Annotated in this window: 21 protein-coding genes; 6 read left to right on the top strand and 15 right to left on the bottom strand. The window is 59.3% G+C overall.

Going from position 1 to position 20,030, the window contains the following annotated elements; translation table 11 throughout:
* Nucleotides 1–8 precede the first annotated feature (8 nt).
* Complete coding sequence (locus tag AC1965_RS00500; protein ID WP_483885356.1) at nt 9–752, bottom strand: ComF family protein; 744 nt, start codon at nt 750–752, stop codon at nt 9–11.
* Here AC1965_RS00500 and AC1965_RS00495 point away from each other — a divergent pair.
* Both AC1965_RS00495 and hemH read left to right on the top strand, forming a co-directional pair.
* Entirely contained in the window at nt 719–1,585 is an 867-nt protein-coding gene (locus AC1965_RS00495) for a methyltransferase domain-containing protein (protein WP_483885355.1), read from the top strand. The genes AC1965_RS00500 and AC1965_RS00495 overlap by 34 nt on opposite strands.
* A 71-nt stretch (nt 1,586–1,656) precedes the next feature.
* Nucleotides 1,657–2,703 (top strand): ferrochelatase, encoded by a 1,047-nt coding sequence (gene hemH, locus AC1965_RS00490; RefSeq protein WP_483885354.1) that lies wholly within the window; start codon nt 1,657–1,659, stop codon nt 2,701–2,703.
* 125 nt (nt 2,704–2,828) lie between these two features.
* Here the strand turns inward: hemH and AC1965_RS00485 are convergent, their stop codons facing one another.
* Nucleotides 2,829–3,011: a hypothetical protein gene (locus AC1965_RS00485; protein WP_483885353.1), complete on the bottom strand. Its 183-nt coding sequence runs from the start codon at nt 3,009–3,011 to the stop codon at nt 2,829–2,831.
* A 140-nt stretch (nt 3,012–3,151) separates the two neighbouring features.
* Nucleotides 3,152–3,763: a L,D-transpeptidase gene (locus AC1965_RS00480; RefSeq protein WP_483885352.1), complete on the bottom strand. Its 612-nt coding sequence runs from the start codon at nt 3,761–3,763 to the stop codon at nt 3,152–3,154.
* A gap of 167 nt (nt 3,764–3,930) precedes the next feature.
* Between AC1965_RS00480 and dalA the strand changes: the two genes are divergently transcribed.
* Nucleotides 3,931–4,437 (top strand): divisome-associated lipoprotein DalA, encoded by a 507-nt coding sequence (gene dalA, locus AC1965_RS00475; protein WP_483885351.1) that lies wholly within the window; start codon nt 3,931–3,933, stop codon nt 4,435–4,437.
* A gap of 27 nt (nt 4,438–4,464) precedes the next feature.
* On the opposite strand, the gene AC1965_RS00470 is transcribed toward dalA, so the two are convergent.
* The 7 genes from AC1965_RS00470 to hslO form a co-directional block, all read right to left on the bottom strand.
* Entirely contained in the window at nt 4,465–4,965 is a 501-nt protein-coding gene (locus tag AC1965_RS00470; RefSeq protein ID WP_483885350.1) for a L,D-transpeptidase family protein, read from the bottom strand.
* A gap of 135 nt (nt 4,966–5,100) precedes the next feature.
* Nucleotides 5,101–6,324 (bottom strand): class I SAM-dependent RNA methyltransferase, encoded by a 1,224-nt coding sequence (locus AC1965_RS00465; protein WP_483885349.1) that lies wholly within the window; start codon nt 6,322–6,324, stop codon nt 5,101–5,103.
* 37 nt (nt 6,325–6,361) lie between these two features.
* Nucleotides 6,362–8,194, bottom strand: a complete 1,833-nt coding sequence (locus AC1965_RS00460) for an ABC transporter ATP-binding protein (RefSeq protein WP_483885348.1) — start codon at nt 8,192–8,194, stop codon at nt 6,362–6,364.
* Complete coding sequence (locus AC1965_RS00455) at nt 8,191–10,029, bottom strand: ABC transporter ATP-binding protein (protein WP_483885347.1); 1,839 nt, start codon at nt 10,027–10,029, stop codon at nt 8,191–8,193. The genes AC1965_RS00460 and AC1965_RS00455 overlap by 4 nt, the downstream gene beginning before the upstream one ends.
* 170 nt (nt 10,030–10,199) lie before the next feature.
* Nucleotides 10,200–11,378 carry a CCA tRNA nucleotidyltransferase gene (locus AC1965_RS00450; protein ID WP_483885346.1) on the bottom strand — a complete coding sequence of 393 codons (1,179 nt, stop codon included), beginning with the start codon at nt 11,376–11,378 and terminating at the stop codon, nt 10,200–10,202.
* Entirely contained in the window at nt 11,354–11,950 is a 597-nt protein-coding gene (locus AC1965_RS00445) for a CoA pyrophosphatase (protein WP_483885345.1), read from the bottom strand. The genes AC1965_RS00450 and AC1965_RS00445 overlap by 25 nt, the downstream gene beginning before the upstream one ends.
* Complete coding sequence (hslO, locus tag AC1965_RS00440) at nt 11,943–12,929, bottom strand: Hsp33 family molecular chaperone HslO (RefSeq protein ID WP_483885344.1); 987 nt, start codon at nt 12,927–12,929, stop codon at nt 11,943–11,945. The genes AC1965_RS00445 and hslO overlap by 8 nt, the downstream gene beginning before the upstream one ends.
* Nucleotides 12,930–13,006: 77 nt before the next feature.
* On the opposite strand from hslO, the gene AC1965_RS00435 reads away from it, so the two are divergent.
* Nucleotides 13,007–13,444: an NUDIX domain-containing protein gene (locus AC1965_RS00435; RefSeq protein WP_483885343.1), complete on the top strand. Its 438-nt coding sequence runs from the start codon at nt 13,007–13,009 to the stop codon at nt 13,442–13,444.
* Here AC1965_RS00435 and AC1965_RS00430 read toward each other — a convergent pair.
* Nucleotides 13,432–14,718: a PP2C family protein-serine/threonine phosphatase gene (locus tag AC1965_RS00430; protein ID WP_483885342.1), complete on the bottom strand. Its 1,287-nt coding sequence runs from the start codon at nt 14,716–14,718 to the stop codon at nt 13,432–13,434. The genes AC1965_RS00435 and AC1965_RS00430 overlap by 13 nt on opposite strands.
* A 145-nt stretch (nt 14,719–14,863) precedes the next feature.
* On the opposite strand from AC1965_RS00430, the gene AC1965_RS00425 reads away from it, so the two are divergent.
* Nucleotides 14,864–15,205, top strand: a complete 342-nt coding sequence (locus tag AC1965_RS00425) for an Hpt domain-containing protein (RefSeq protein ID WP_483885341.1) — start codon at nt 14,864–14,866, stop codon at nt 15,203–15,205.
* Here AC1965_RS00425 and AC1965_RS00420 read toward each other — a convergent pair.
* Both AC1965_RS00420 and ilvA read right to left on the bottom strand, forming a co-directional pair.
* Nucleotides 15,193–15,999, bottom strand: a complete 807-nt coding sequence (locus AC1965_RS00420; RefSeq protein ID WP_483885340.1) for an SDR family NAD(P)-dependent oxidoreductase — start codon at nt 15,997–15,999, stop codon at nt 15,193–15,195. The genes AC1965_RS00425 and AC1965_RS00420 overlap by 13 nt on opposite strands.
* Nucleotides 16,000–16,008: 9 nt before the next feature.
* Entirely contained in the window at nt 16,009–17,241 is a 1,233-nt protein-coding gene (ilvA, locus tag AC1965_RS00415; protein ID WP_483885339.1) for a threonine ammonia-lyase IlvA, read from the bottom strand.
* Between the two features lie 124 nt (nt 17,242–17,365).
* Here ilvA and AC1965_RS00410 point away from each other — a divergent pair, with 124 nt between their 5' ends.
* Nucleotides 17,366–18,592, top strand: a complete 1,227-nt coding sequence (locus tag AC1965_RS00410; protein WP_483885338.1) for an argininosuccinate synthase — start codon at nt 17,366–17,368, stop codon at nt 18,590–18,592.
* Nucleotides 18,593–18,742: 150 nt separating this feature from the next.
* Here AC1965_RS00410 and AC1965_RS00405 read toward each other — a convergent pair whose 3' ends face one another.
* Together AC1965_RS00405 and AC1965_RS00400 are read right to left on the bottom strand one after the other, a co-directional pair.
* Nucleotides 18,743–19,156: a DUF7282 domain-containing protein gene (locus AC1965_RS00405; RefSeq protein WP_483885337.1), complete on the bottom strand. Its 414-nt coding sequence runs from the start codon at nt 19,154–19,156 to the stop codon at nt 18,743–18,745.
* 70 nt (nt 19,157–19,226) lie between these two features.
* Nucleotides 19,227–19,922, bottom strand: a complete 696-nt coding sequence (locus AC1965_RS00400; RefSeq protein ID WP_483885336.1) for a sulfotransferase-like domain-containing protein — start codon at nt 19,920–19,922, stop codon at nt 19,227–19,229.
* Nucleotides 19,923–20,030 lie beyond the last annotated feature (108 nt).

Here is a 20,030-nt window from a genome sequence, read left to right as displayed (position 1 = left end):
CAAGAGATTTAGGTATCTTTGAGGACGCGCGCCAGTGTTACCACGCGAACGGGCCCCGATCCCGCCGCAAGACAGGCATTTGTAGTGGCGGTGAGGGTGGCGCCCGAGGTCAGCACATCATCGACCAGCAACACCGGACGCCCGATGATCCGGTGCCTGCGCTTGGGGTGCACGCGTATCGCGTGCTCTACCGCCGCAAAGCGGTCCTCGCGCCCAAGGCCATCAAGCGACCGGGTGCGCCGATAGCGCTGCAACAGATCGGGGCACCACGGCTGCCCAGTCTCGGCTGCCAAGGCCTTGGCCAGCAGGGCAGACTGATTATAGCGCCGCTTTAGCAACCGCAGCCAATGCAGCGGCACCGGCGCGATCAAGGTGTGTTCGGGTACAATGGCCTTGAGCACCCGCGCCATCCACACTGCCGCAGGCCGCGCAATTTCCTGACGGTCGCCGTGTTTAAGCGCCAGCACCAGCTTGCGTCCGGTATCGCGATAGGCAATCGCCGCCCGGCCCTGCACCCAGGGGCGCGGCGCGGCGAGACAGGCATCACAATGCAGTGAGCCCTCCGCAGATCCGACCGCATCCGTACCCGGCAGGGGCGTGCCGCAGCCATCACAGACCAGACCGCCCAGAAACGGCGTATCACGCCAACAGGGGCCGCAGAGGCCAAAATCACTATCGACCAGCCCGCCACAGGTCAGACAGCGGGCCGGGTAAATCAATGACACTGCTGTTTGAAGTCCCTGCCGCAGCATCCTATTGTCCCTATATGACAGCACAGCCCGCCCTGACCGATCTCGACACCCTGGCCCAGCGCCGCGCCCGCGCGACCGCCAAGGGCATGTTCCTGCAACAGGCGGCCGCCGATGAGATCCAGGATCGGCTGGCAATGGTTAACAAGTCGTTTACCGCAGCCGCCGTTGTAGCGGCCTTCCCCGAAGTCTGGGCCAACGTGCTGCCCGCTGCGACGATCATTCCCGATACCGAGGTGCTGCCGCTTGATACCGCCGCTCACGATCTGATCATCCACGCCATGGCGCTGCACTGGGCCAATGATCCGGTCGGCCAGTTGATCCAATGCAAGCGCGCACTGCGCCCGGATGGGCTGTGTCATGCCGTCGCACTTGGCGGGCAGACGCTGAACGAACTGCGCAGCTGTCTGGGGCAGGCCGAAGTCGCTGTCACCGGGGGTCTGTCCCCCCGCATCGCACCCATGGCCGAACTGCGCGATCTCGGTGGTTTGCTACAACGTGCAGGCTTTGCCTTGCCCGTTGCGGATAGCCTGCCATTGACCGTGGAATATACCGATGCCTGGCACTTGATGCGCGATTTGCGCCATATGGGCGAGGGCAATGCGCTAAGCTCCCGCTTGCGCCGTCCCACCGCACGCGCCGTTTTCGAACGGGCCGCAGATCTGTACCAGACCCATTTTTCAAACGATAGTGGCCGCATCACCGCGACCTTCGATCTGATCTTTCTGACGGGTTGGGCACCTGACGAAAGCCAACCCAAACCGCTGCGCCCCGGATCGGCGCAACAGCGTCTGGCGACCGCGTTGAATACGGACGAGACCCGTTTGCCTGATTGACCCCCGACCCAAAGCCGCTATTTCAGCCTGAACGTCAGTCGCCCAGAACGCCAGTTGCAAGGAAGCTCCGCATGCAGGCCAGCACACCCGAAAACGCACCATCCAACCACCCAAAGTTGCCGCGGCCCAAGGTTGGCATCCTGCTGGCCAATCTCGGCACGCCAGACGGCTATGACTACTGGTCGATGCGCCGATACCTGAGCGAATTCCTGTCGGACCGCCGCGTGATCGACTATAGCCCTTGGAAATGGCAGCCGTTGCTGCAATTGGTAATCCTGTCAAAACGGCCCTTCACCAGCGGTGCTGCCTATAAATCCATCTGGAACGAGGCGGAGAACGAAAGCCCGCTGATGACCATAACCAAGGCGCAGACGGCCAAGATCAAAACCGCTATGCAGGCCCGTTATGGCGATGATGTCATGGTCGATTTTGCGATGCGCTATGGCAACCCATCCACCCAGTCAAAAGTCGCGGAAATGACGGCAGCGGGCTGTCAGAAGATCCTGTTTTTCCCGCTCTACCCGCAATATGCTGGCGCCACGTCCGCCACAGCGAACGATGCGTTCTTTGCCGCGCTGGCCCGTGAAAAATGGCAGCCTGCCGCGCGCACGGTCGCGCCCTATTTCGACCGCCCCGATTACATCGACGCCCTCGCCCAATCCATTGAACGCAGCTATGCCGCGACCGACAAAAGGCCCGACATTCTGGTGTGTTCGTATCACGGCGTGCCGATCCGCTATCTGATGGAAGGTGACCCCTATCATTGCCACTGTCAGAAAACGACGCGCCTGTTGAAAGAGCGGCTGGGCTGGGATGACAGCGAGATCATCACCACCTTCCAGTCAAAATTCGGACCCGAAGAATGGCTACAGCCCTACACCGTAGAAGAGGTCGCGCGGCTGGCTGAGGCGGGCAAGAAAAACATCGCGGTCTGTGCGCCCGCATTTTCCGCCGACTGCATCGAAACGCTGGAAGAGATCAACGAAGAGATCAAAGAGAGCTTTGAACACGCGGGCGGAGAGGTTTTCACCTATATTCCCTGTCTCAACGACGATGACGCGCATATCGCAGCACTGTCAGCGGTGATCCAGGAGAACCTGCGCGGCTGGCTGGAGTAAACCCCGGCCAGTCATGTTAAAAAAGCCGGCATGTTGAAAAATCGGGGCATGTTGAAAAACATGTTTTAGAATACAAAAAAGGCGGTGCAGAACACCGCCTTTTTCGTTTTAGTAGCCGTTACCGATTAATCGGAAGCAACAGCAGCAGCGACCAGGGCCAGCAGCAGCAGTGGCAGCAGGATGCCCGAGGACGAGCTACCAGCTTCTTCTACGATGACTGGTGCTTCGACGATTGGCTCTGCAAGCGAACCTGCAAATGCTGTCGATGCGGCAGCTGACAGAGCAGCGGCGAGAACTAGTTTCTTCATATCATAACCTCCAGAATAGGCGTGCTGTAACATGTACATACACGCACCCAAGACTTACCTCGTAGAACTTTCTAAACAGCATAAGCGGAAGATTGCAAACCCGGATTCAGCTATTGCGCCCTACAATCACCCGGATGTCGTCAAATTAGCAACACTTGGGTTCCGACCTTGGTCATCGCAAACAGCTCTTGAATATGTTCATTATAAAGCCCGATGCAGCCGTTGGAGGAACGACGGCCAATCTTGCGTGTGTCATGGGTTCCGTGGATGCGATAATAGGTCCAGCTGAGGTACAGCGCGTGCGTGCCAAGCGGGTTGTCAGGGCCGGGGCCAATGTATTCTGGCCACTCTGGATTGCGCTCGAGCATGGAGGGTGTCGGGCGCCAGCTTGGCCCTTCGACCTTTTGAACGACCTGGGTACGACCCCGGCGCGTCAACTCTTCGGTCAGTGGCACGGACGACGGATAGAGTTTGTAGACGCTCTGATCCTCTGACCAGTAGTGTACCGCCCGGCTGTCGATATCGACAAGCACGGCACCATTGCGCGTATTACTGAAGTAAGGCCGCCAATCCAAAGTGCGAAAGCTGGATACGTTGCGACGAACGCTTTCTGTTAGATCGCGTTCGTTTTCGGTGGTGGCGGCAGAGTTGACCGACGAAGTATCCTGCGCCAACGCAGGCACTGCCAGCATCGCGGCACTACCAGCCAGAAAGCCGCGGCGGCTCTTGATCGAGAATCGGTTAGCGGACATCTGATGTCTCCAAGGGGCAAGTTATGTGATTTCTCTACTATATATGGCTCGAAAGACGCAGTATCAAATCAAACCGACGTCATCTGGCAGACTCACGCCGATGTGCGTTTGAACTGCAACGCCAGCCGATGTAAGGCAGGAAAAATTCAATTGCGTGGAGCGACCCCATGATCCGTATCCTGTCCATCCTGCTGGCCCTGACGGTCGCACTCTCTGCCTGTGTGCCCGCGACCTCGACTGGCCCCGATGGAAAATCCAAGGGCAAAGTGTATCGCATCAGCCGCGCCGACGCCGGGAAAATTCAGTTCCGTATGCTTGATTCGGTCAATGCACTGCGTGCTTCTGCCGGGGTTGCTCAGGTGCAACTCGATTCTAAACTGAACGCCGCCGCTGCGACCCATTCGCGCGATATGTCGGTGCAGAACCGCCCTTGGCACTTTGGCTCTGACGGGTCTTCTCCGATCGACCGCATTCAGCGCGTCGGCTACACAGGTGGCCTTATCGGCGAAGTGATTTCGGAAACCTACGAGACAGAACTTGAGACGCTGGCCGCGTGGATGGAACAGCCCGATACCCGCCGCGTGCTCATGTCAGGCGAAGCGACCACAATGGGTTTTTCGTGGTATCAGGAAACCGGCGGCAAAATCTGGTGGACAATGGTGATGGGCAGCTGACCTGATCGGTCGCTGCCCTGTCTGCCCTTAGGGATTGATCGCGATGGGCGTGCCGTCACGTACCATCGCGTAAACATCTTCGATTTCCTTGTTGGTCACCGAAATACAGCCCCATGTCCAATCGCCGCTGTCTTTTCTCAGCGGATCTTTCTGGCCATGAATAAAGATATCCCCACCGGGTTTTTTGCCCATCGACTCGGCCACCGCGACGTCATTCTCATTCGGGTATGAAATACCGATGGAAAGGTGGAACTTGCTGTTTGGATTGCGCCGGTCGATCCGGTACAGCCCTTCCGGCGTGCGCCCATCGCCCTCGAATGTCTTGTGTCCGATCGGCGCGAAACCCAGCTTGATCTTATAGTCTTCCAGCACACGATTGTGGTGCAGCAGCATCATCCGGCGTTCGGCCTTGTTGACGATCACATAGGTCACTTCCGGTCCGGTGTAGCGCTTGAATTTGCTGTCGCCACCACACGCGCCCAGCGTAACCAATGCGGTGCCGCCCAGAATCAATGTCCTGCGTTTCATTACTTTTGCCCCTAAAGCCCTGGCCGTTCCGGCCGTTTTGTTTGGCCGTAGCACATAGCTCAGATTTTTTCATTCAAAAAGAGGTGAGCGAACACCATGCCGTGTGCCCCAGAGGCACCGGCAATCCTTTGCGCATCAGGCGTCTGGCCAAGTCAGACAAGCGGCCAGTTCGACATGCGCAGACCAGCGGAACTGGTCCACCACCTGTATCCAGTCCAGCCGGTAACCCGCCGCGACCATCGCCTGTGCATCCCGCGCAAAGCTGACCGGATTGCACGAGACATAGGCCACCCGTGGCACCTTGGCAGCGATGATCTCGGCCACCTGCGCTTCTGCCCCGGCGCGGGGCGGGTCGATCACAACGGCCTGCGTCTTGGCCAATTCGTCGGGCAAAAGCGGTCTGCGAAACAGATCGCGCGCCGCCGTGGTGACAGGCTTTAACCCCTTCGCCATGCGCCAGCCCGCCTGTAGTGCCGCCAACATATCGGCATCACTTTCGACCGCGTGCACCCGCGCCTGCTGCGCCAGTGGCAGCGAAAACGTACCGCAGCCGGCGAACAGATCGACGATCTCGGTCGCGCCACCCACTGCGTCTTGGACGGCGGCCAGCAAAGCCGCCTCGCCGTGGCGGGTGGCCTGCAGAAAGGCACCGGGAGGTGGGGTGACGCGGGCCACACCAAACCGCTGTACCGGGGGCGCGCGCATGGCGATCACCTCATCGTCCCATGACAGACGCGCCAGCCCCATTTCGTCGCAAAGCTGCGCCAGCACCTGCCGCAAAGGACCGTCCAGCGGCTTGCCATTGGCCACGGCCACGTCCAGCCCCTCCTCGGCGGACGTTACCGTTACCGCCAGCGCCGCCTTGCGGCTGGTGCCGATCTCGGCCAGCCGTTCCGCAATCGGCAACCCCCGCATCACGGCGGGGTCCAGCAACTGGCAGCCTGGCACCTCGATCACAACATCCGATGCGCGGCCATGGAACCCGGCCATAGCGCCCTTTTTTGTACGCCGCGCGGCAAAGGTAGCGCGACGCCGTGACTGCGGTGGCGACGTCTGGATCGGGCGAAATTCCGTTTCCAACCCATGTGCCGCCAATGCCGTGCGAACAACATCGACCTTCCAGTCCGCCACAAAGGCGTCGGAAGCGTGTTGTAGTTGGCATCCACCGCAGGATTTGAAATGGCGGCAGGGCGGCGCCACCCGTTGATCTGACGGGGTCACAACTCTCAGGTTACGTAAGGTCTGCCCATCAACATCGCCGGTGACAACCTCACCCGGCAGGGTCAGCGGCGCAAAGAGCGGCCCATCGGCAATACCGTCACCGTGGTGACCCAATCGAAGGATTTCATGTTCTGTCATAGGCAGCCCTTACCGCGCTAACACGCACGGCGAAAGCCTATTCGGCGGCCTTCATATCCAGAAAGCCCCCCGACTGCCGTCGCCAATAGCGCGCGTAAAGCCCATCAAGCTTAAGCAATTCGCCGTGACTGCCCACTTCCGCGATGCGCCCTGCGTCCATCACAACGATGCGGTCCATTTCGGTCAGCGTCGATAGGCGGTGCGCAATGGCCAGTACGGTCTTGCCTTCCATCACACGATCAAGTGCGGTCTGGATCGCCGCCTCAACTTCGCTATCGAGCGCGCTTGTCGCCTCGTCCAGCACCAAGATCGGCGCGTCTTTCAGGATGGCGCGCGCCAAGGCGATACGCTGCCGCTGTCCACCCGACAGTTTAACGCCCCGTTCACCCAGATGCGCGTCATAGCCGCGCCTGCCCTTGTGATCCTCAAGATCCAGAATGAACTCATGCGCCTCGGCCCGTTCCGCCGCCGCAATCACCTCGGACGGGCTGGCATTCGGGCGGCCATACAGAATGTTGTCGCGCGCCGACCGGTTAAACATCGCAGTTTCCTGCGTGACCATGCCAATATTGCGCCGCAGGCTTTCCTGCGTGACATCTGCCAGATCGACGCCGTCAATCTCAATCCGCCCCTGTTCAGGCACGTAGAGCCGCAACAGCAGAGCAACCAGCGTCGATTTCCCGGCACCAGATGCGCCGACGATACCCAGTTTTTCACCCAGTTTGATCGTCAGTGATATGCCGTCGATCCCACCCGACTGCCGCCCATAGGCAAAGCCAAGATCGCGCAAGGCGATTTCGCCGCGCTCGACGACAAGGTCGCGCGCCCCTTGGGCATCGTCCAACCGCGTGCGCGGGGTCAAGGTGCGCATCCCATCCTCGACCTCGCCCACATTGGAATAAATCGCCATCAGCGTGAAGCTGACCCACCCCGTCATTTGCGCAATACGGATCGCAATAGCACCCGAGGCAACGATATCACCTTCGCTGGCCAAGCCCCGCTGCCACAGCATGATCGTACCACCCATCAGCAGGACCGGCAAAAGTCCCGCAAGGCTCATCAACGCCAGCCGAAACCCGGCGGCGAGATAACCAAATTCCAACGCGCGGCTGCGAAATGCCTGCATCGCGGACAGGGCGGCACGGTCTTCGTGATCGGCATGGGCAAAAAGTTTGACCGTCTTGATGTTGGTGATCGTGTCAACCACCTGCCCCGAAACCATCGCCCGCGCACCCGCGCGGCTGGCAGCGCGACGTCGAACGCGCGGCAAGAACCAGTTGATCAGTGCCATATAAAGCACCAGCCACACTGAAAACCCAAGTGCGACACGCCAATCAATCGCCAAGAGCAGCACAACTGATCCGATCAGCGAAGCCAGCGCAAAGGCCACGACGTTGATCATCTCCGACGCGACTTCAGTCACCGCCCGCGCGGCCTGCATCTGTTTTTGCGCAATGCGTCCGGCAAAATCATCGTCGAAAAAGCCAACATTCTGCCCCAGCGTCCAGCGGTGTAGGCGCGACAGAACCAGCGGGTTCACGTTCGGCTGCACCATGATCGCGTTTGACGCCGATGACAGACCAAACAGGATCGGCCGCGCCACCAGGAAAAACGCCACCGCCCCCAGGATCAACGCCATGTTGCGCCCATCAAAGAACTGATCCGGCCCGGCGGTGACAGTGGCGTCAATCACCAGACCCAGAATCCAGGCCGTGCCCGCCTCCATCGCGCCGGCCGCAGCCGACAGAAACGCCGCCAGCCATAACACTGGCCAGGCACCGGACAGGCACCAGCGCATGAAAGCGCCCAATGTCTGCGGCGGCGGCCCATCGGCGGGGTCAAAGGGGTTGATCCAATCAGAAATCTTCACGTATCGTCATCCATTTTCAAGAACCCCCCGGATTGGCGGCCCCAGAAGTCTGCATATAGCCCCCCGCGCTGCAAAAGCGCGTCATGCGGCCCTTCTTCTACGATACGTCCCTGATCCAGAACCAGAATTCGGTCCATTTCGGCAATTGTCGACAGTCGGTGGGCAATAGCGATCACTGTCTTACCTTCCATCATGCCGTAAAGCGTTTCCTGAATCGCCGCCTCCACTTCGCTGTCGAGCGCGCTTGTCGCTTCGTCCAACAAAAGGATTGGCGCGTTTTTCAGAATGACGCGCGCCAATGTGATCCGCTGCCGCTGGCCGCCGGACAGTTTAACGCCGCGTTCGCCCACCCGCGCACCATAGCCATGGTTGCCCTCGGGATCGGTCAGATCAAGAATGAACTCATGCGCCTGCGCCTGCTTGGCCGCTGCGATCATCTCGTCTTCCGTGGCGTCGGGGCGACCATATAGAATGTTTTCGCGCACCGACCTGTGCAACAGCGAACTGTCCTGCTGCACAACGCCGATGTGGCGGCGCAGACTGTCCTGGCGCAACCCCGAAATATCCTGACCGTCGATCAGAATTTTACCCGCTTCGGCATCGTAGAACCGCAACAACAGCTTGACCAAAGTCGATTTACCCGCGCCAGAGCGCCCGACCAGCCCGATCTTTTCGCCCGGGTGGACCGTCAGATCGACGGATTGCAACCCGCCGGATGCGCGCCCGTAATGATGCGTCAGCCCCTTCACGTCGATCCGGCCGTCGGTCAGGGTAAGCGGCACCGCCTTGGGTTCATCCACCAGCGCAATGGGCTGCGCGATGGTCTCCATTCCCTCAGCCACCACACCCAATTCGCGAAAGAAAGACGACAGCGCCCACATGATCCAGGCCGTCATAGCGTTAAGCCGCAGCGCCAGCGCCGATGCCGCAGCCACCACGCCGACGCTTGCCTCGCCTGCGATCCACAGTGCCATGGCCCAGCCGACGATCCCGACGATCAACAAACCGTTCAGCGCAACCAGCACCACATCCATGATCGTGAAAATCCGCATCTCCGCTTGGAAAGTCTGCCGCGCGTGCTCGATGGCCTCGCGGGCAAAATCGACTTCAAGGTCGTGATGTGCAAACATTTTGACCGAATGGATATTGGTATAGGCATCCACCACGCGCCCCGTCACCTGCGACCGCGCATCAGAGGCTGCTTTGGATGCCGGGCCGACCCGCTGAATCGTCCAGCGCACCAACAGCGAATACAGGAAAAGCCAAACCAAAAGCGGCACTAACAAACGCAAATCCGAGGTCGACAGCAAAATCGCCGCGCCGATGACGTAGGCCAGCGAATACGACATCGCATCAAACACCTGAAACACCACTTCGCCGGCTGCTGGCGGGGTCTGCATGATCCGGTTGGCAATACGCCCGGCAAAATCGTTCTCGAACCAGTCCACCGATTGCCGCAAGACTTGCCTATGTGCGCGCCAACGGATCAGAGTGCCAAAGTTCGGCAGGATCGTGTTGTTCAGCAGCGCCACATCCAGCCCCTGCAAAACGGGACGCAAAAAGATCACTAAAAGGGCGACAATAATTAATTCGGTGCCATACGTCGCCCACAACTGTGCGGGATCAGTGCCTAGCAGGTCCACCAAACGACCCATGTAATAAATCAGGCCAATCTCGATCGCCGCCACGACAATCGACATTGCTCCGGTCAGGATAAATACATTTTTGAAAGGCTGGGCATAATCGCGCAGAAACGGCCACAGCTTTTGCGGCGGATCGTTCTGCTCGGAATAAGGGGTATAAGGATCGACGAGGTTTTCGAAAAAACGGAACATGGTTAGAACCTTGGAATGAATACACAAAATGATCCGGCGCTGCATATACAGGGCCGACAAGGGGGGCATTGGTTATGACAGCCTTAGCTGAACCAGATCCCGCGATACATTTTGCATTCCTCCGTTTTCCTGGCGTTGGGATAGCCGACTTTCGCACATCTGTCGACCCGTCATGTCCGCCCCAGCAAATCGTCCCGGCCCAGAGTGAAGCCAGACGCAATCCAACGCTGTTCAATCAGCGCCAACTGTTTGCCCAGCGCCGGACCGTGGAAACCCCCCATCAGATCAGCGGCCTTTACCGGAAAACGCGCCTGACTGGCACGCATAATTGTCTCTAACACAGCGGGTTTCGGCGTCTGCTCAGACATGCTGGCGCGCAGCAGCATCGCTGAAATCGCGACGCTTTCCCCGTGACGGTACGCCACTTCAGGCAATGAGGGGCCCGCAAATCCGACATCTTGCAACAGCGCCAGTTGCCGCGCGTTTGCCTTGCTCAACCGCAGGCGCCCCGCCACATCCGACCCGCCCAGCAACGCAAGCCGACGCAGCCAGTCTGGCCCGACGTTCATTTCCGTCTCTAAGTGTACCAAGACCGCGATAAATCGGTCATCCGCCCCCGGCAGGATCGCCGGCAACACCCCTGTCTGGCGCATCACCGACAGCACAGGCGCAGGGTCCGGCGCGCTCAGCAGTTTTTGCATCTCTTGCCCGACACGCTCCGCGGAAAGCGTCTCTAAGCCGTCGATATTTGCCGAAATCGCAGCCAGTGCGTCAGGGTCAAAGCCATATTGCGGATCACCATAGAGCGCGCAAAACCGAAAATATCGCAGTGTGCGCAGATAGTCTTCGCGGATACGCGCGTCGGCATCCTCAATAAACCGCACCTGCCGCGCACGCAGGTCTGGCAAGCCGTTCAACGGGTCAATTACCCGCCCTTCCGCATCGGCATATAGCGCATTCATCGTGAAATCGCGCCGCCGCGCGTCATCTGCGATGTCTTTGGAAAACGCCACCACGGCACGGCGGCCATCGGTGGCCACATCGCGCCGAAATGTCGTAATTTCGAACGGTTTGCCTTTGATCACCAGTGTCACAGTCCCGTGGTCAATGCCGGTAGGCACCGCCTTGATCCCTGCCGCCTTGGCCAGTGCCATCACCTCGTTGGGCGGTGCATCGGTCGCCAAATCAATATCGCTGTCGGCCAGCCCCATCAGGGCATTGCGCACGCAACCACCGACAAAGAATATCTTGTACCCGCCTTCGGCAATCAGCCCGCACACCCGCTGCGCCGCCGGGTCGATAAGCCAGCCTGTCGTGGCCGGGATCACTGTGTCATGCGAATTGCCCATGCGCGCAACATACGCGCGGTTGCCCCCCAGATGTAATAGGGTCCGTAGGGCACCGCGTAATAATACCTTCTTTGCCCCCGCCACCGCCGCGAATGAACAAGATAGTTCTGTGGATCAAGCACGTGATCCAAAGGCACAAAAAACGCCTCTTCAACCTCGCCCGGTTCGGGCTTTAGGGTAAAGGGCTGCGTCACATGGGCAATAACCGGTGTTACCTGAAATCCGGTGACCGTTTCATGCGCGGCCAATGTGCCTAGCACGTCAACGATCCCGCGCGGCAGGCCGATTTCCTCTTCGGCCTCGCGCAGAGCGGCGGCAACCACATCGGCATCACCGCCATCCTGTTTGCCACCCGGAAAGGCGATCTGCCCCGGATGATGTTTGAGCGCGGAAGACCGTTTGGTCAAGATCAGCTCCAGCCGACCACCAACGTCAACGATCGGGGCCAGGACACCCGCAGGACGCAGCACGCGCCCCTCAGGCAAGACCACGTCGGGATTCAGGTCAAAGTCTGAGGATTCGACCCCGGTTTGGGCTAAAGCCGCGCGAAAAGACTGGACCTGGTCACTCACCCGATGCCTCTTTGGCCTCGAAACCGACGCCGGCAGGATCAAGGTCGTAATGCGCCCCGCAGAACTGGCAATCTGCCGTTACACGTCCATCATCCGTTGTCATCTTTTCGATGTCGCGGGCAGAATAGATCGACAGGCTTTGACGCACGCGGTCTTCGGAACAGGTACAGCCGAACCGCACAGCCTGAGCGTCAAACACGCGGGGTTGTTCCTCGTGAAACAGGCGCAACAGCAGGTCAGTGGGTGGCACGCTGGGGCCAATCAATTCAAGATCGTCAACGGTATCCAGCAGGACATTCACCCGGTGCCAATTTTCGCCCTCTTCTCCATCGACCAAATCTGTTGCGCTCAGTACCTCGCCGGAGCCCTCGCCCTTGGCGGCAAACGGCGAGGCCTTGGGCATATGCTGCAACATCATCCCACCCGCGCGCCAATGTTCCGGCTCATCCGGGCCGGAGGATTTACCAAAGCTCAGCGAAAAGCGGGTAGGCAACTGTTCGGACTGGGCAAAATACGCCTCGGCACAGGCGGCCAGCGACCCACCGGCCAGCGGCGTAATGCCCTGATACGGGGTCATGCCCTTGCCCTGATCAATCATGATCGCGAAATACCCTTCGCCCACCTGCTCGAACGGGGCGGCATCGGTCAGGCGCTCGGCGTCATAACTGGCATAGGCGCGGATGCGGGCGGATTTTCCATCGGCCTCGGGGCCGTAATAATCTGTAGCAATCATCCTCACAGCGCCCTTGGACTGCACCTGCAACGACAACTTCCAGCGCAATTTGATCGTTTGGCCGATCAGCGCGGTCAGCAGAGCCATTTCGGCCACCAGTGCCTCAACTTGCGGCGGATAATCGTGCTGTTCCAGAATGCCCTCCAACACGCCATCCAGCCGCGCGACGCGGCCACGAATGTCAGCGTGATCTAGCTGGAAGGGCAGAACGGTATCGTCCCACGCGATTTTATTTCCTTGGGTCATTAGGCTTTCCTTACCGGGGGCCGCTTGGCATACCGCGTCTATATAGGCGCAGCAACCCATGGATAAAGGGGCAAGATATGATCAGACGCATGGGGCACCCCCCGCTGGCGGGGCAAAAGTACACGGCCCGGCCCGGAGCCTATGCCATTCTGCCGTTAGGTCGGCGCTTTTTGATGACGCTTGAAATGGCGAACCAACCCGAAGTGCAATTGCCCGGTGGCGGGATTGATCCAGGCGAGTCACCAATTCAGGCGCTACATCGCGAGGTGATGGAAGAAATCGGTTGGCGCATCGCAAGACCCCGCCGGCTGGGGGCATTTCAGCGCTTTGTCTATATGGAAGAGTACGACCTGTGGGCACGGAAAATATGCCATGTCTATGTCGCGCACCCGGTCCGCCAGATCGCCGAGCCAACCGAGCCACATCATGAAACGCTGGTGCTGTCCGCCGATGAAGCCCTTGCAACACTGGCCAACGACGGTGACCGGATGTTCCTGCAACGCTACGCCGACTGAACCACGTCGGCGTATTCAAACAAGATACCCGACACATCGTCGGGAAACTCGGTGCTGCCCGCGAATTCGGATAGCTTCCAGACCAGCGCGCTAAGCAGGGCTGAGCCGCTGATTTTATGTAACTCGCCCATGATCCGCGCCAGACCCGCTTCTCCTAACATCGTGTCATTGGCATCGGGGCATTCCGTCACACCGTCCGACAGGATCAGCAACCTGTCACCGGGTGCCAGATGCACCTCGAACTGATCGAACGAAATGCCCGATAACAGGCCCACGGGAAAGCCACCGGTGCCGGACTGTTCCACCAGTCCGTCCTTGCGCAGGATCACCGGATGTGGATGGCCCGCCTGCCCGATCGTCACCTTGCCACTATCCAATTCGACAATCGCCAGCATCAGCGTGAAATAGTGTTCGGTGTCCATCTCATCCAACACCAGATCGTTCAGCATTTCGATCACCTCGCCCGGCGGTCGAGCGCCATAGGTGCCATCACCCATTGGCTGCAACGCGACATTCTGATCTGGCGCTGTGGCCGACAGATACCCCGCCAATCGCGCTGTCATCAGCGCCGAACTTATCCCATGCCCTGACACATCAATGCCAAAAAGCCCTACCTGCCCCTCGCGGATCGGAAAGTAGCCGACCAGATCGCCCCCCACATGCCCCGCGGAGCGCAGCATCATCGACAGGCTGCCACGGTCAAATTCCTTGTAGCGTTCACGCATCAACGATTGTTGCAGCTTCTTGGCTTCGCGCAGGTCCTTATCAATCAGGTCGTGGACCCGTTGCAATTCGTCCAGCGTGTCGCTGATCAGCCGGTTTTTTTTAGTCAACTCGCGCTGCATGGTCAGGATGCGTTCCCCCGCCGTGATCCGGGCGCGCAATTCGTCGCTGTTAACAGGTTTAGTCAGAAAATCATCCGCCCCCGAATCCAGCCCGCGCGCCACCTCGGCCTTGTCGCTTTTTGACGTCAGGAGGATGAAATACCCATACGTCCCCTCCGACAGCGCGCGAAAGGCGTGGCAAAACTCCAGTCCCGACATGCCCGGCATCATCCAGTCGCTGAGCACCAGATCAGGCATACGGTCCCGACACAGGGCCAGCGCCGCCTCGCCCGACAGTGCCTCCATCACGTCATACCCCCATCGCGCCAGTGACTTGGACAGGATTCGGAGCTGCAAGCGGCTGTCGTCAACGACCAGGACAAGGGGTGTCTTGATCGGGCCCGCGTCAAGATCGGCGGGCAAGGGAATATCGGGCAGTCCGGGGGTCATCGGATAATAAAGTCCACTTGCATCCGCCACTTCTACGGCTGGCGACTTAACGATACATGAACTGCAAAATTATCCCCCAGCCAGCAGCTTTGGGCACCGCTTGTTAAACCTTCGCCGTCAGACTGTCATAAAAGGAGGGTTGCCGATGATTGACTGGGCGCGCGTGATGCTTCTGCGGGATGAAGTGGGGCCAGAGGATTTTGACGAGGTGGTCGCTCTGTTCCTCGAAGAGGTAGAAGAGTTAACCGACCGACTGCGCGACCGGCACGATCACACGACCCTGGAGGAAGATCTGCATTTTCTGAAAGGCAGCGCATTGAGTCTTGGGTTTGTCGACTTTTCTGCCCTGTGCCAGACGGGCGAAACCCTGTCTGCCAACGGTCAGGCAACGGCGGTCGACGTGCAAGCCGTGCTGGCCTGCTACCACCAGTCAAAAACCGAATTCCTGGCCGACCTCCCCGCGCGTCTGGCCGCTCAGACCAATTGAAAAAACGCCTCGGCGCGGGCGTGTCCGTGGGTTTCAAGCGCCCTTGCCCGCAGCATCTGCATACCGGTGATCCAACGGTCATGGTCCTGCGCACGCTGCACCGCGTAGTCGTGCACAGCCAGATGCGACAAGATGCGAAAACGGTCTGCCTCCACCCCCTCGACGATAGCCTGCGCAACCTGATGCGCTGTCAGCAGTGACCCTTGTGCATCCGCATCACTCAGCCCCAATAGGGGTGTCGCAACATACTGCGGACAAACCACCGAAACCTTGATCCCGTCAGCACCGTGGGTAATTGCCAGCGATTCCGCAAAACTGACCGCGGCGTGTTTGGTCGCAGAATAGGCGGCATCACCGATCTGGTTCAGCAACCCGGCCGCCGACGCCACATTAACCAGATGCCCTGACCCGCGCGCGATCATGGCAGGCAGCAACGCGCGCGCGGCGTGGACCTGGGCCATCACGTGCACCTGCCAGTTAAGCAACCACTCCGCATCGCTGGCCGACGCCGCGTGATCCGGTTGGCCTCGCCCAAGCCCCGCGTTAGAGACAAATATGTCGACCGGACCGCTGGCTTTTTCAGCGAAGTGGATCGCGGCCTGAATATCGTCTTCGTGCCGCACATCGCAGGCAATTGCACAACCACCGATCGCCTCTGCCACGGCCTGCGCCCGACTAGCGTCCAAGTCTGCAATACAAACCCGCGCGCCTTTGGCCGCTGCCGCATGCGCCAGGGCCGCGCCAATGCCGCTCGCACCTCCGGTAATTACGACCGACCTGTCAGCAAAGTTCATCGCGCGCTCCTACAAAACGAATTGCGCCAGCGTCTCATCATTGGTGATGTCGGTAAAGGTAAACCCCGCGTCTTTGACCTGCCGCAGGAAGGGATCGAAATTCTCGGGGCTGCGTGTTTCGATACCGATCAGTACCGAACCAAAGTTGCGGGCCGATTTTTTGAGATACTCAAACCGGCAGATATCATCTTCCGGCCCCAGAATATTTAGGAACTCCTTAAGCGCGCCGGGGCGCTGAGGCATCCGCAAGATGAAATACTTTTTGATCCCGGAATAGCGCTGCGCGCGCTCTTTGACCTCTGGCAGCCGTTCAAAATCGAAATTCCCACCCGAGGCGACGCAGACAACCGTCTTGCCTTTGATCTGATCGGCCACCTCGCTCAGCGCGTCGATCGACAGCGCTCCGGCAGGTTCCAGCACGATCCCTTCGACATTCAGCATCTCGTTTATTGTGACACAGATACGATCCTCTGACAGGTCGATTACATCTGACGGGTTCACATTGCGCAGCCGCGCAAAGGTGCGCGCGCCAATCTTGGCGACTGCCGCACCGTCGACAAAACTGTTGATCGGTGACACGTCGACAGGCGCCCCCGCCTCCAACGCCCGCGCAAGGCTGGGCGCGCCCGAGGGTTCGACAAAGGTATAACGACACTGGTCGCCGAAGTAGCTGACGACACCCGACGACAACCCCCCACCGCCCACCGGCAGGATCACGTGGTCGGGGACTCGGCCCAACTGTGCCTCGATCTCAACTGCGACCGATGCCTGACCTTCGATCACATCGTCATCATCAAAGGGCGACAGGAAATGCGCGCCCTCGGTGGTGCAAAACGCCTGCGCTGCCGACAAGGTCTTGTCGAAATAGTCACCCACCAGACGCACTTCGATGTTTTCACCGCCAAAGATGCGGGTTTTCTGGATTTTCTGCTGTGGCGTTGTCACCGGCATGAAAATCACGCCGCGCACCCCGAAATGACTGCACATAAAGGCAACACCCTGCGCGTGGTTGCCCGCCGAGGCGCAGACAAACACCGATTGGCCAGGAATGACCTTGCGCATGGCGTTGAACGCCCCGCGCAGCTTGTACGACCGCACCGGGCTAAGGTCCTCGCGCTTGAGCCAGATATCCGCCCCAAACCGTTCCGACAGATGTTCGTTTCGCATCAAGGGCGTGGCAGGGAAAACTGCCCGCATCGCCTGCGCCGCCGCCTGTGCCTGTGTCGCAAATTCGTCGGTCATCTCTGCTCTCCACTGTCGCTTTATCGTCGATAGGCCTGCAACTGCGGCAGGTCAACGCAGGCTTAATCTTGCCCGCGTTCACAAAACCCGATACCTCGCTTAACGAACTGGAAAGGAACCCCTCATGTCCGCGCCCAAAAAAGTTGTGCTCGCCTACTCCGGCGGCCTTGATACGTCGATCATCCTGAAATGGCTGCAAACCGAATACGGCTGCGAGGTGGTGACCTTTACTGCTGATCTCGGCCAGGGCGAAGAGCTGGAACCGGCCCGCAAAAAAGCCGAACTGATGGGGATTGCCCCCGAGAATATCTATATCGAGGATGTGCGCGAGGAATTCGTGCGCGATTTCGTTTTCCCAATGTTCCGCGCCAATGCAGTCTACGAAGGGCTGTACCTGCTGGGCACATCCATTGCGCGGCCGCTGATTTCCAAACGTCTGGTTGAGATCGCAGAAGAAACCGGCGCTGATGCTGTGGCTCACGGTGCCACAGGCAAGGGCAACGATCAGGTCCGTTTTGAACTGGCTGCCTACGCGCTGAACCCCGACATCAAGGTGATCGCGCCCTGGCGCGAATGGGACCTGTCGAGCCGGACCAAACTGCTGGCCTTTGCCGAGGAAAACCAGATCCCGATCGCAAAGGACAAACGCGGCGAAGCACCGTTTTCGGTTGATGCGAACCTGCTGCACACCTCGTCCGAAGGCAAAGTGCTGGAAGATCCCGCCGTGGATGCCCCAGATTACGTCTATCAGCGCACCGTCAGCCCAGAAGACGCGCCGGACACGCCCGAATACGTGGAAATTGGGTTTGAGCGCGGCGATGCCGTAAGCATCAACGGCGAGGCAATGTCGCCTGCCACGATCCTGACCAAGCTGAACGAGCTGGGCGGCAAGCACGGCTGTGGTCGTCTTGATCTGGTTGAGGGCCGTTTTGTCGGCATGAAATCACGCGGTATTTACGAAACGCCGGGCGGCACGCTGCTGCTTGAGGCGCACCGCGGGATTGAATCCATCACGCTTGACCGTGGTGCGATGCACCTCAAGGACGAACTGATGCCAAAGTACGCGGAACTGATCTATAACGGCTTTTGGTACAGCCCTGAACGCCTGATGCTACAGGCGGCAATCGACGCCAGCCAGACCCATGTCACCGGCACCGTGCGGTTGAAATTGTACAAGGGCCATGCCCGTACTGTTGGCCGTTGGTCCGAACATTCGCTCTATTCCGAAGCGCATGTAACCTTCGAAGATGACGCCGGCGCCTACGATCAGAAGGACGCCGCAGGGTTCATTCAGTTGAACGCCCTGCGCCTGAAACTGCTCGCCGCCCGCGACAAGCGGCTCAAGGGCTGAAGCTCGGGGCACACTCCCTCCTTCATCCTTTCTCAAATACCCTCGGGGGTCCGGGGGCAGCGCCCCCGGCGGCCTGCCCCAATCACCGCCCACATAAAAAGGCCCGGAAGTATTCCCCCGGGCCTGATACTCGTTACCGAAAAACCGATATCAGTCGGCAGTCACGACCTTCATCACCAGATTTCCGTCTGGCTTGATCGGGCCGTCTTCCTTGGCGCCCAGAGTGTATTCGAACACACCTGTTTTCATTCCGCCTTCTTCAGCGTGAACCATCAACATCAGCATTTCGCCGGATTTGACCTCTTCCTGAAGGATCGCGGCGACATCCATGTTTTCACCAGCGCGAAGCGGGGCATAGCCCACAACGGGGCCCGGTTTCATCTCGGCGTCGGTACGGTGCACCACCAGCCAGCCATTTTCACCAGCCATAACCTTGTCAGCGCTCACCACGCCGTTGGACATATCTTGATTGGCCGCTTCGACCATTGGCATGGCATGGGCATCGGCAAATGCCGTACCGGCCGTCAGTGTTAATGCGATTGCGGTGCTTGTCAGAAACTTCATCTCGTATCTCCCTGAATGTTAGATGGGAAAGACACGATGCAGCACCGCAAGAAGTTTCAGATCAACCAGATTAAATTTTCAGACGCCGCTGATGCAGCTTTTCGTAATATGGCAACGCGCGGTCCAGCAGCGCCTGATTGGCGCCTTCCAGGTGGGGTAACGGCCCTTCGGCCCCGGCGATCCCGGTGCTTTTGTGTATCGCGCCATACCAATGCGCCGCCCATATACCGTCCTCCGCGCGCGGCCCGGCGGGCCAGGTCAGCATGGCGGGATCAAAGGGCAGATCAATCGCCGCGCACAATTTGCGCAGCATCCCTTCGGGATTGGCGCGTATGTCTGAACTATCAATCACATGCCCCCCCAGCACATCAAAAAGCATCGCCTGTTTATCGAAGCCAATATCTTCCAATGTCGGCGCTTCGCGTTTGGCGGCGTAGCTGGTGATCACCCGCGCGGGATGCCGGATCAGGTGGATGTTCACACAGTCCTCTGCCCAGTCCAGCGGAAAGCCGTCCAACATGTGCTGCGCCATATGCTTCATGTAAAGGTGGCGCGCGCCTCTCTGCACAAACCCCTGCGCGACCTTGTCGGGGTCTTGCTCTTGCGAGGCGACGATCTGGTCACGCATTGGGTGATCAAGGCCAGTAGCGGCCAAATAGGCCGCGTAAAAGGGTTCATCCAATGCAGTAAAATCGGCGCGTGCCCCGAAACTGTACATCATCGCCGTGCTCAGATTGCGGGGGCCGGACCACATGGCGATGCGCATTTTGGGTATCCTGACTATTAAATTCTGCGGGACGCTAGGAATGTTAAGTCGGGATGCCAAGTGGTAAATTACCATCACCACCACGTGACTTGGCCCTCACACCGCTTG

The organism is Sulfitobacter sp. KMM 9851, from assembly GCF_057178245.1.
This window is presented reverse-complemented; position numbering and strand designations above follow the sequence as displayed.

What these genes read in the sequence shown, in the direction of transcription:
- AC1965_RS00495 (WP_483885355.1), top strand. Translation starts at nt 719, where the DNA reads ATGACACTGCTGTTTGAAGTCCCTGCCGCAGCATCCTATTGTCCCTAT.
- AC1965_RS00500 (WP_483885356.1), bottom strand. Translation starts at nt 752, where the DNA reads ATGCTGCGGCAGGGACTTCAAACAGCAGTGTCATTGATTTACCCGGCC.
- hemH (WP_483885354.1), top strand. Translation starts at nt 1,657, where the DNA reads ATGCAGGCCAGCACACCCGAAAACGCACCATCCAACCACCCAAAGTTG.
- AC1965_RS00485 (WP_483885353.1), bottom strand. Translation starts at nt 3,011, where the DNA reads ATGAAGAAACTAGTTCTCGCCGCTGCTCTGTCAGCTGCCGCATCGACA.
- AC1965_RS00480 (WP_483885352.1), bottom strand. Translation starts at nt 3,763, where the DNA reads ATGTCCGCTAACCGATTCTCGATCAAGAGCCGCCGCGGCTTTCTGGCT.
- dalA (WP_483885351.1), top strand. Translation starts at nt 3,931, where the DNA reads ATGATCCGTATCCTGTCCATCCTGCTGGCCCTGACGGTCGCACTCTCT.
- AC1965_RS00470 (WP_483885350.1), bottom strand. Translation starts at nt 4,965, where the DNA reads ATGAAACGCAGGACATTGATTCTGGGCGGCACCGCATTGGTTACGCTG.
- AC1965_RS00465 (WP_483885349.1), bottom strand. Translation starts at nt 6,324, where the DNA reads ATGACAGAACATGAAATCCTTCGATTGGGTCACCACGGTGACGGTATT.
- AC1965_RS00455 (WP_483885347.1), bottom strand. Translation starts at nt 10,029, where the DNA reads ATGTTCCGTTTTTTCGAAAACCTCGTCGATCCTTATACCCCTTATTCC.
- AC1965_RS00450 (WP_483885346.1), bottom strand. Translation starts at nt 11,378, where the DNA reads ATGGGCAATTCGCATGACACAGTGATCCCGGCCACGACAGGCTGGCTT.
- hslO (WP_483885344.1), bottom strand. Translation starts at nt 12,929, where the DNA reads ATGACCCAAGGAAATAAAATCGCGTGGGACGATACCGTTCTGCCCTTC.
- AC1965_RS00435 (WP_483885343.1), top strand. Translation starts at nt 13,007, where the DNA reads ATGATCAGACGCATGGGGCACCCCCCGCTGGCGGGGCAAAAGTACACG.
- AC1965_RS00430 (WP_483885342.1), bottom strand. Translation starts at nt 14,718, where the DNA reads ATGACCCCCGGACTGCCCGATATTCCCTTGCCCGCCGATCTTGACGCG.
- AC1965_RS00425 (WP_483885341.1), top strand. Translation starts at nt 14,864, where the DNA reads ATGATTGACTGGGCGCGCGTGATGCTTCTGCGGGATGAAGTGGGGCCA.
- AC1965_RS00420 (WP_483885340.1), bottom strand. Translation starts at nt 15,999, where the DNA reads ATGAACTTTGCTGACAGGTCGGTCGTAATTACCGGAGGTGCGAGCGGC.
- ilvA (WP_483885339.1), bottom strand. Translation starts at nt 17,241, where the DNA reads ATGACCGACGAATTTGCGACACAGGCACAGGCGGCGGCGCAGGCGATG.
- AC1965_RS00410 (WP_483885338.1), top strand. Translation starts at nt 17,366, where the DNA reads ATGTCCGCGCCCAAAAAAGTTGTGCTCGCCTACTCCGGCGGCCTTGAT.
- AC1965_RS00405 (WP_483885337.1), bottom strand. Translation starts at nt 19,156, where the DNA reads ATGAAGTTTCTGACAAGCACCGCAATCGCATTAACACTGACGGCCGGT.
- AC1965_RS00400 (WP_483885336.1), bottom strand. Translation starts at nt 19,922, where the DNA reads ATGCGCATCGCCATGTGGTCCGGCCCCCGCAATCTGAGCACGGCGATG.